Raw genomic sequence first — 10478 nt, forward strand, 5'->3', positions numbered from 1 at the left:
ATAGCAGCACCTCCTGAGGCAGCCTGATCTGGTCAATGATCTCCCGCTTTTGGGTGTCACTGATGCCAGCAGAGTAGAGCCCATAGGTGAGCTTGTTTTCCGAGCGTGCTGACTGATGGCCGACAAGGGAGGCGGTGAAGTGCTCAGGGACACCTGTGCGTTCACACTGGGTGATGAACCACTTGCGGGTTGAATGGAACACCGTGCCATGCAGCTCCTTATGCAGGGACCGGAGGTAGGCATAGCGCTTGACCACTCGATCCACAGTGAGGTCTGGGAATAACCTGCCTGAGGTAGGCAGCCTTTGGTCCAGCAGTTGTTCCAGCGCAGGATGCAAGGGCACTACCCGCTCTGCTGCCTTGGACTTGAGTGGCCGCAGGTGGTTAGGCCGGATATGCATGAACCGCCCCAGATTGCCTTTGGTGCTGATGTCCTCAGCCACCAACCCACAGGCTTCCCCCGACCGCATCCCTGTCAGCAGACAAAAAAGAAGGGCGCTGTGAAGCACCCTGTCTTGCGTGTTGAGGAGGAGAGAGACCTGCGCGTCAGTCAGGACCCTGTGTGATCGGACCTCTGGCCTTTCCTTCACCTGAAGACCGCCCCAAGGGTTTGCCTCGAGGTTCCCTGAGCGGACACACCAGTCCAAGAACTGCTGCAACTGTCGCCAGATACGCCGCTGGGTTTGGGCTGTCAGGGATAAGTCCTCATGCTCCTCCGACAAAGCTGCCAGCTCTGCCAACGAGGCCCCCTGTGCGTCACGGTACTTCCTGACGTTGGGAGACAGCCGCGCAATATACCCCAGGACCTCTTTGCCTAGAATGTCGTTGAGGTCGCCAAGCTTGCGATCCCCAAGGTGTGAGGTCAGCAACTCCAAGGCAAAGCGGACTGACTTGTAGCTGCCCGGACGCAGGCGATTGGAAGCCTCTGCCAAGTAGACAGCAGCAACCTCCTGCACCGGCTCTTCCCCCAAGAGCCGAGCCCGCTGGTACCGAGGGACGGCGACAGCAAGGGCAAGCGAAGTTGGTTCACCACTTAGCACCCCCGCAGCCAGCTTGGCCTCCGCTTCCTGCACAATCGCATCGAAGGTGGTGTTGAGCTCTGCCACCCGCTTGGCAGCCACCTTGGCATCAGCGGTATGCAGGGACCGCTTGAGCGACGACCCCAGGATTTCCTGCAACTGGACTGGATAGGTGCGGCGGTAGATCCATGTGTTATGCCGCCTGTAGGCATACTTGATTTGTGTAGACATAGAGTCTCCTAGCGGGGCAATAGCCCCGGTTTGTGTGTGGAATTGCGTTTTTGTGAGGAAGACCAAGGCTGGTCAGGGTTTAACCCCTTCCCTGAGTGTCTCCGGTGCTGCGCGAGTGGACCCGCAAGATCAGCTCGAGACCGGGCTCGCCGTAGACACCCTCGAGAGGTCCCGTCAGCGAGTAGCCGGTGATGCAGTCGTCAAAGACTTCCCAGACCTGGAAAAGGTGTTCTGGAATGTCATCGAGGGGTCGTAAGACAACCACGTCATCTTCTTTGAGGTGCCAGTCTGTCATAGCGACCTCCGCGTCAGCAGAAGGTCAGGAAGCACCACGCCGAGAGCCACGCCAAGCGGGATGGGCAAGGGGATAGGTTGGAGCCAGCTTGGCAGACAAGCCAAGACCAACAGTGCCCCGGCAAGGACTTGGGGGATCGCAAGGTCGAGGCCGAACCTCTTCCTCAGTATCCAGGATAAGGTCAGCCGGAAGCCGACCCCCGCCGCCAGAAGCAGCAAAAAGGGTGTAAACATCTATACATCTCCATGAAGGGTTTCTTTGTATAGATGCGAAGGTTTGCTCAGTTTTTATGGGCTTGGCGGACCAGATCAGGTCGTCAGGGTGGAAAGGTAGGGTGGGTGGATTGCAAAATCACTTACATAGCGTCCCACCCACGCAGAAGCTCCCAGCGCCAACTCAAAGCAGCCATTCCGAGCACTTGGTGCCGAAGTCTGCTAAGCGGGACGAAGCCGTCGTTTGACGTTCTAGGCCAAATGTCTGCTATCGGCTCAAAACTAGACCGTCATGACAATAGCAGCGAACGGCAGCAAGGAATCCAAGGCGCAACCTCAAAATCAGGGGAGATCGTACTGCATGTATATAAAGTAGTCGGCAACCTCGATTGGGTCCGAGCATTCTGGAAAGCGATCAATGAAACGGAACCCAATCTTTTCGTAGATCCGAAGCATATCCTGATTGCCTCGGATTGCATTTACCAAGAGCGTTTTCCAACCCATCTCCCGCGCAGCGTCTATCCTAGCCTCAACTAGGGCCCGCCCAAGTCCATGGCCATTTGCTTCTGGGCGCACATAAAGCCGCTTCAACTCACCTGCATCAGGGCGCGCTTGTTGAAGAGTTGCGCATCCTACCAGCTTCCCCCGCGCGTCATTCACCAACATCAGTCTGCCTGTTGGCGGAAGGAATTTGTGCAGGTTGGGCCAGAAGGACGCCTTCAAATCTTCAGGAGAGTAGAGTGGTGGCCCCCCAGCTGCCACGAACTTCTTAACGATCACGCCATAATATTCAAGCAAGAGGGCATCAAGCGCTGGTTTGTCACTGACCGCCAATACAGAGTTGATTGAGAACGACAACGCAACGCCTCCAGGCTGGATGTGGATAAATGCTAGCGTCATCATGTGTTATCTTCAAAGAAAATAGCAACAGATAGCTCTCGTGTTTTGTTGGCCTGTTCCGGGAGAATCCACCTTACAATGCCGATGCCGCAATATGTCCCCATGTATGGCCGGCATGCGGTACCAAACCGACCTCAGTTGGCATCGCTTGAATGTCTGCTTAGGTTAAGGGCGCGGTCGTCACTAAGAAGTGTTTGCAGTTCGATTGCGACGACCAACCTAGGAGCACACGTAACATGTTTGACGCAATCCTTGCCGCCGAGCCGACCATCCGCCTTGTCGCCTTTCTGGGCGTTCTTGCGGCCATGGCGCTGTGGGAAGTTGCAGCACCGCGCAGAAGGAGGGAAATTCCACGCGTTGTCCGGTGGACAAATAACCTAGCACTCGTCGTGCTCGACACCGCGATTCTGCGGTTGACCTTTCCGATCCTCGCGGTGGGTCTCGCGGTTTTGGCCGAGGAGCGCGGATGGGGATTATTCAACAACGTGGACGTGCCGGTTTGGGTTGCCGTTGTGGTTTCGATGCTGCTTCTCGACCTCGCGATCTACCTTCAGCACGTGATGTTCCATGCGGTACCGGGGCTGTGGCGGCTGCACCGGATGCATCACGCTGATCTCGATTTCGACGCGACCACTGGACTGCGCTTCCATCCAGTGGAAATCCTCATTTCGATGGGGATCAAACTGGCGGTCGTTGCCGCCCTGGGTCCGCCCGCCATAGCCGTGCTATTGTTCGAGGTGATCCTGAACGCGACGGCGCTATTCAATCACGCCAACATCAATCTTCCACGTCCGGTAGACCGTATCCTCAGATGGATCGTCGTCACCCCGGACATGCACCGCGTGCACCACTCCATTGATCCACGCGAAACCAACTCGAACTTCGGTTTCAATCTACCGTGGTGGGATCGGCTCCTGGGGACCTATGTCGCGCAGCCTGTTCAGGGACATACGGAGATGGTGATCGGCATCGAGCAGTTTCGCACAAGCCGCGACCTCTGGCTTGACCGGATGCTGATACAACCGCTGCGGGGCCCGGCAAGCGGAGGTGTGCTCGACGCCCGAAGCCATGAAGTGCGATCTTCACCCATCTCATCTAAGCAAATCCAACTTGGCAAAGACCAAGGAGACCAACGGCAATGAACCAATGACCGCTATGCCTCGCTTGGAAGTCGTTCAGACTTTGCGCAGCATCCGTCACTCTTGGCTCAATCCCGCCATTCGCTGCGGCTTGAACGAAGGTCCGTTATGGCAATATTCGGCGGCCGATAATTTGTTTGTCCTGACCGAGGGTGGAAAGGTGGGGTGGGTGGATTGCTAAACTCTCTACATAGAGTCCTACCCACGTAGCAGCTCCCAGCGTGTGCCATAGGCTTGGGTTGCGAGGTGGTCGCGGAAGTTGTCCTTCTGGTCGCCGGTTAGAAGGTGGCGTGGGTTGACGCAAAAGGGGTTGTCGCACTCGTGGCGCATCAATTGCGTCTGACTAAGTGGGACGACTGTCGCGATCCCGTAGGCAAAGCGATAGGCCGTGAGCGTCTTCTTCTGGAACTTGATGTTGGCGCGGGCGTGGTCGCCGAACCAAAGGCACCCGTGACTGTCACGGCTGGCCAATTGGAAGATCAGCGTGAGATACTTTGCGACGGCGCTTTCCATATGGGTCGCGAACACCCAGTCCCACCACAGATACTGCCGATCGCTAATCTCGACCTGCATCCGTTCGCGCATATAGACCTCATGACGGGCCCAAATGCGATCACGCTCAGAAGTCAATTTCTGCATCGAGATCATCCTTGAGGGTTGGGGCAGTCGGCTCGCCTTGGTCCTTGACGTAAAAGCCGTTTCCCAGTTCGCCTTTTGAGTTGTCGACAACTTCTGTGTCGAGCTCCCAAGTGTCTGGTCCAGAGATCACGCTGCCTTTAAGGGTGTATCCTGGCTTTAACCAGATCATCCGTTTGTAGTCCTTGCCGCCCCACTTGGCGTTCTTGCTGACCCAACCGAGGTCGGCCAACACATGCTTTAGGGCGGTTTTCTTGGTTGCCAGCCTTTGCTCGACCATAAAGTCGGCACCCTTCATGTTGACGGCCACACACTCATGCTCATCGAAGAACTCGGCCACAGCCTTGCGGGTAATGTCGATGGCGCTTTCCTGGATTTCTCGCATGACGGCGGTCGCTTTCTGAATGACCTCCAGTGAGTGGGGGTTAAAGTCCTCTGCTACCTTGTGTGCCTTTAAGGCCTTGTAGAGGGCGGCCACGTGCTTTGGTTCCTCAAAGTAGGCGAAGAGTGCCGCGACTTGGCTCGCGTACTTGCTTCCATTGGGGCCAAAGCGGTGCCCATCATGATCGACATGCACCACGTAGAAGCGACGATCGCCCTGCTCGAGCCAAACGGGTTTGTGGTTGGTAATGAAGACAAAGCAGCAAACTTGCTGGACCTGCTGCACCGCCTGGAACTTGTGCTCCACCACCGCCTCTTTTTCTGTGATGAAGGTCTTGACCGCATTCGCCTTGTCGGACCCTGGAGGTAGGTAGAGTTCTTCGCAGATCACCAGCTTTTTCTCGAGCACGGGGGCGTTAAAGCGCGACACCAGCTTGTTGATGTTATTCTCGGTGGCGGTGTTCTGATCGCCAAAAAGCAAGCCAGCGACCTTTGCGAAGGTGCTCTTGCCTGAGCCTTTCTCGGCGGAGAACAAGAACGGGGCCCAGCCCGGCTTGTCGTCCTCATTCTGCAAGCACCAAGCGAGCCAGTCTGTGAGCATCCGACGCTCATCTTCGCGGGTGAACGTCACCTGCATGAACTCCTCAAAGGGACCCCAATCAGGGGCCACACCCTCAAGTCGCCGATAGGAAGGTTCGCGCCACGTGTTAATTGTTGCTGCCATGCGCTTGAAGGACAGCCTGTTGGGGTTGCCAGGCATGGATTGTCGTAGGCCCGACCAGATCGGGATGGACCGGCGTGGATCGACAAAGATGTCTCCGATGGCGACCTGCAAAAGCTGCCTTACAACGTCTTCTGACAGGTCCTGTCCAGGGAACTCGCCCTTGAGCCTTTGCACAATGATCCGCTCGACATCACCGCGCGAGAACACGGGTCCCGGTTCTTCCACATCGTAGTATTTGCCATCTTTGCGCACATACCACTGGGCAATGGTCTTGAGGATGTTTTCCAGTGTATCGAAGGATGCCTCACCCGGCTGGGGTTGGGGCGGGAACACCTCGACATGCTCGGCCAAGTTCTCATGCCACCGTAGAAGGTGATCAGGTGGGTCTGGTTGGAAGTCATTGCCTGACATGGTGCTGCGCCGTCCCGTGATTGGTCACTCAATGCGAGGCAGGGTTGCGCCAAGGCCAAGTAGACATTCAGTGGATTTTAGTTTTGTTCGCCAGTGATTTTGGCTGCATTTCCCGCATAAGGCCATGAAGCTTTTGGGTTTTTGGCCAGAATATTCCCACCAACCAGCCTGGGTTTGCAGTTACCCGAGTAGCTGAGCTCGCAAGCCGTCCGTGCCATAGAGCGTTGACCGACCCTTGGATATGGTTGTCCACGGTTGGTTATCTTGCTGCTCGGGGAGGGTTTCCTCTTCCGAGTGATGGAGGAGGTCTGCAAAGAGGATGGGATCGTCACAGGGATCGTCGGACATATAGTCAGTCTCCACAGGGGTTGGCTGAACACGTTGAGCTGCCTTTGGTATGGGCCGAGTGATAGCTTGGGTTGGGGGTGGTGCAGCCTTTGATAGAAGTGGCTTAGGTGCCGTTGGTAAAGCTGTGCTGGCCGGTCCCTCGCGAAAGCCCTTGGCATAGTCTCCCATCTCGAAGGTCGCGTCTTGCCAGTCATGGTCCTGGGTTGGGGCATACTCGTTAAAGATGCTGGCCTCACCTTTGCGCTTGCCTTTGCCCTTTAGCAACACGTGGACAAGCATCGTGGTAAGCTCCCACTTGTGGACAACATCAGACATGACCAGCCAGAGGGATGCCTGCTCGAGTGAGGCAAGCAGATGGGCGTTGTCAGCGGTGGCGTTGTTGTCGCCCTTGGCATGGAGGCGGAAGACCTTGGCGTCAGGGTTGTCGGACAAAAGCTGATCGATGCGGGCAAAGTGATCGGGCAGGGTGGCCAGTGAGCGGGCCTTCTGTCGCCGTAACCCGTCACGGTCCCGTTTGGGGAGGGCGGTATAGAACTCTTTCTTCTTGTTGTTGGTCAGCATCTGGAGGCTGAGCTTGGCCCGTCCTGAGGCAAAGATCTGGAGGTGGTAGCCGTTAAAGGTGGGGAGGGTGCCCGGGGTGAACTCGGGTCGGATGAATACTGTCATAGGGATGGTCTTTCTATAGGTTAATGTATTGATTTAATGATATAAGTAAGGAGCAATGAGTAAGGGATAAGCTATAATTCTTAATATCTAAGAAGTAATATATAAGGGTTTGGGTAACCCGTCTTCTTCTCTTGCCAAGCAAGAAGAACAGCTTGCGCTAAGGCGGATACTGTTATGCTTTCCTCATTAGGCGGCAGTGCTTTTTGTGCCTTAGAAGGTTGGGCTTTGAGGGTGTGTTGGGATGTGATGAGGCGGTGCTGACCGGGTAGGCTGGGCGGGGATTTGCCATTCTCTGCGCTGAGTACCACGGTCAGCGAAGCGGTACGTAGTCGCCTTAGATTTTCAGACTACGGTCTCCTGCTGTATCTGGGGCATGCCGAGCCAGAAGGGCTGCCAAGATACTCGTGCAAGTCAGCTTAGATACATCAAAAAATGCGTCACAAATCTCGTAGTAGTTAGTTTCATCTTTTGCATTATCTTCGCCCGTAATAGCAAAATATGCCACTCTCTCATTATCATCTAGGTGTTGAATGCTGGCAAAGAGAGGGCGAAACGACAGATGGACGAAATCTGAGGTTTTCTCATATATTCTTTCTATCCAAGGCTCATCCTCTTGAAGCCACTCCCTCAATTTCTTGTCGTGCATAGCTATTGGCTTGTCTTTTTCTGTCTTCTGCCATGAGAACAAGTTGCGGAAAGTCTTCTTACCTTCGAAGACTTCGAGCAATTGATCCTCTGGCTCATCAAGGTAACGCAATCCATTAATGCGCATCGCAGTGTCAATCTGAGTTCTCAGTAGTATTGCTGCAGAAGGAAAGTTGCTGGTCTCTATCATGGATCGAAAGCCACGAGATTGCGCAAGTGTTCGTTGGGCAGCACCCATAACGAACCAGTCAACAATATACATGGGAGCGTTCGGCTGGATAATGTGAGCAGCCTTTCGCGTAAGCTCTTTCTCAAGCTTGACGAGTTTTGAGAGACGTGCGGATAAATCGGCCATATAGCGAACGATAGCAAGAGTTGGCGTGCGCGCAAAGCGCTCAAAGCTGCCGTTCCACATACGGCGAACGCCGGCCACCTTAGCCGAAAGCCACACTCACTCACCCCACACCTTCACCAACGCCTCCCGCATAACGTCGATTGCATAGCCTGTCCCATAGTTAGCGGCGACACTGCCCTGGGCGTGTCCGAGTATCTCCATCGACAGATTCTCAGGGCAGCCGGTGTTGCGCAGTTTGTCCTTCATGCGGTGGCGGAGGGAGTGCATGGTGACCTTCTTGTCCGTGATGACGGTGCGGAGCCGCTTCATGAGCATTGCCGAGGCTTTGTCGTTGCCACGGGGCTTAGCATAGGCGGGAAAGATGGGGTCGGTATCCGAGAGCCCAACCTGATGCTGTCTGAGGCACTCTGTGGCTCTCTGTGACAGAGGGATGCTGCGGGTAGAGGTCTTGGTCTTGAGGCCTCGCCGGTCATTTGGGCGGATATGCAGGATGGCGTTCTCGAGGTCTACGTCCTTGGCCTCAAGACCTGTGATCTCTGCCAAGCGAGCCCCGGTGTCTGTCAGTAAGAGCAAAAGACTGCTGGCAACCTCGCTGCTGGCAAAGGCGGGCACCATGAGAGCCAGTTGCTCATCCGTGATGGGAAGTCGATCAGTGTTGCTGCTTCCCGCTCCCTTAATCTTGATGGCTTGGAAGACATTGCGGAGGTCCAGATCATGCTCCAGCAAGACATGATTGATGGCCGCCTTCACCACCCCAAGGTTCCGCTGCACCGAGTTGGGTGACATTCTTGCAAGCAGAAGGTCACGGTATGCATTGGCATCGGCCCGCGTGAGGTCTTTGAGTTCGGTCCACTCAAAGCGGTTTTTCCCAAGGCAAAGGATCAAGTCTTTGCGGATGCGGTCCATGCGAGTGCGCAGCCCGTTGTCACTCTCTTCCGCTTTGTAGGTGTAGTATTCGTCCAGAACCCGAGAGAGCGACATGGGGGCGGGGGTTGAAGATGCTGCCTTTAGTTGCCTCACCACACCTGAGGGCACAGCGTGCTCCACATCCTCAGCCAGTTCTTGGAAGTCGTCGAACTCGGGCCACTCAGGATCAACGGCTCCATCTATGAACATGGCTTGGTACCGTTCGCCCAGCCGTTCCCGGACCAATGCCTTGGCCCGTTGCTCATCTGTGGTGCGCCGCTCCAGATCAAAGAGAGCCTCGATCTCGGCATGGACCTTGGGCAAAGCTCTCAGTGCATCTTGGTAGGTATTCCCCAATTGCCGATAAATCGTAGCCTTAGGAATCACTGTGCGCAGGTCTTTGGGAACATTCCTTTTATAGCGGAAAGAGCCGTTGGCACGGCGGAACATGTAGCGTGGGAGCTTGAGGGGCATCTTCTGGTCCATGCTGAGCAACGTCTGTCACAGCATGACCAGAGGCAACCGAAAACGGCCCGCCAGACCTGACAATCTACAGTCCAAAACTGACGAAAGTGGTCCTAAAAGCGGTCCCGAAAATGGTCCCACAAAACCCTAAAAGCCAAGTTTGACTTGGTTTTCTTCAACTTATCTGGGGTTTGGTGGTGCCCAGGAGAGGCAATCAACTATTCCGAATTATCGTATAAAAGATATGTACTTGAGATGTCTGTATTCGGAAAAAGTGGTCCAAAAAGCGGTCCCCATTCTAGTGCTCAATTAGCTCGTGGCGACGGTAAACAGCGGAAGGCGCTGCAAAAAAATAGGTCTCATCGCTCTCTTATAGATCCAAGACCAGTCTGCGATATGCAACTGAAGTAACTGAACCAGTGTTTATTCACTACCGGCTGCCAGTAATAGCTCAATAACAGAAGGGGAATTAGACACAAACCTCGCCTGATGCAGCGGGGTTTGGCCCCAGAGATCCTGCGCATTAACGTCTGCGCCGGCATCAATCAGCGCCGCAAAGATCAGAGGGTTTTCGTTAATCAGGGCCGCCCAATGGAGTGGGGTTCGCGCGGCCCTATCGCGTGCGTCAACATCAGCACCAGCGGCGATCAGGACCTTAATAACAGCTGGGTCTCGAGCACCCAAAGCCGCCAAATGTAGGGGGGTTCCACCTTCCTCATCCGTCATGGTGATGTCTGCTCCGATGGCAATGCAACTGGCGACGTCTTCAACGGACGACTTGACAAAAAATTGGTATGTCGTCCAGTTCTGACAATCGGTAGGCTGAGCACAAGACAACAGATTTGTAATTGCTGCGGCAAAGCAAATGGTGCGAAACATATCGTCCTCCAAAAGGTCTTGGTCGATTTGCCTTTTTTAAAGCCTGCGATCAGAAGCGCTGAAGCGGAACGCGGATTGCAACGCTGATAACCCGAGCAGTGTGGTCAAGTGTAAAAGCCTCCCGCGGGATCGACCTCGTATCTCCGATTGGATCAACGCCGCCAGAGACGGTCGGTGTTTGTCAAACAAGTTGTCCGCCGATTTCATGCGGCGTCTCTGATTTCAGGGGCGCTGGTTTCGTTTTCTGGGTTCAACCAGACGGGTCCT

General features: G+C 55.0%; 10 protein-coding genes. 1 reads left to right on the forward strand and 9 read right to left on the reverse strand.

The features are described from left to right. The 3 genes from C7964_RS17590 to C7964_RS17605 form a co-directional block, all read right to left on the reverse strand. A partial coding sequence (locus C7964_RS17590) for a site-specific integrase (protein WP_110280914.1) occupies positions 1-1249 on the reverse strand: 1249 nt, incomplete at its 3' end. 79 nt (positions 1250-1328) lie between these two features. After that, on the reverse strand, positions 1329-1544 hold the full coding sequence (locus C7964_RS17595) for a hypothetical protein (RefSeq protein WP_110280906.1): 216 nt from the start codon (positions 1542-1544) through the stop codon (positions 1329-1331). Between the two features lie 554 nt (positions 1545-2098). Next, complete coding sequence (locus tag C7964_RS17605) at positions 2099-2659, reverse strand: GNAT family N-acetyltransferase (RefSeq protein ID WP_110280916.1); 561 nt, start codon at positions 2657-2659, stop codon at positions 2099-2101. Positions 2660-2892: 233 nt separating this feature from the next. Here C7964_RS17605 and C7964_RS17610 point away from each other — a divergent pair, with 233 nt between their 5' ends. Further along, on the forward strand, positions 2893-3798 hold the full coding sequence (locus C7964_RS17610) for a sterol desaturase family protein (protein ID WP_110280917.1): 906 nt from the start codon (positions 2893-2895) through the stop codon (positions 3796-3798). A 195-nt stretch (positions 3799-3993) separates the two neighbouring features. Here the strand turns inward: C7964_RS17610 and C7964_RS17615 are convergent, their stop codons facing one another. From C7964_RS17615 to C7964_RS17640, 6 genes are all read right to left on the reverse strand, one after another. Continuing rightward, on the reverse strand, positions 3994-4434 hold the full coding sequence (locus tag C7964_RS17615) for a hypothetical protein (protein ID WP_110280918.1): 441 nt from the start codon (positions 4432-4434) through the stop codon (positions 3994-3996). Next, positions 4415-5887: a primase-helicase family protein gene (locus C7964_RS17620; protein ID WP_146214890.1), complete on the reverse strand. Its 1473-nt coding sequence runs from the start codon at positions 5885-5887 to the stop codon at positions 4415-4417. Before C7964_RS17620 ends, C7964_RS17615 begins: the two co-directional genes overlap by 20 nt. A gap of 240 nt (positions 5888-6127) precedes the next feature. Continuing rightward, complete coding sequence (locus C7964_RS17625) at positions 6128-6961, reverse strand: hypothetical protein (protein WP_110280920.1); 834 nt, start codon at positions 6959-6961, stop codon at positions 6128-6130. A 334-nt stretch (positions 6962-7295) separates the two neighbouring features. Continuing rightward, a complete protein-coding gene (locus C7964_RS17630) occupies positions 7296-8057 on the reverse strand; it encodes a hypothetical protein (RefSeq protein ID WP_146214891.1) in 762 nt (253 codons plus the stop codon). Further along, complete coding sequence (locus C7964_RS17635; protein ID WP_286164039.1) at positions 8058-9341, reverse strand: site-specific integrase; 1284 nt, start codon at positions 9339-9341, stop codon at positions 8058-8060. It lies immediately after the preceding gene. A gap of 414 nt (positions 9342-9755) precedes the next feature. After that, the gene (locus tag C7964_RS17640) at positions 9756-10211 is read right to left on the reverse strand and encodes an ankyrin repeat domain-containing protein (RefSeq protein WP_110280923.1); all 456 of its coding nucleotides are present in this window, start codon (positions 10209-10211) and stop codon (positions 9756-9758) included. Positions 10212-10478: the final 267 nt, after the last annotated feature.

The sequence above is a fragment of the Loktanella sp. PT4BL genome (genome assembly GCF_003201935.1).
Taxonomy (GTDB): domain Bacteria; phylum Pseudomonadota; class Alphaproteobacteria; order Rhodobacterales; family Rhodobacteraceae; genus Yoonia.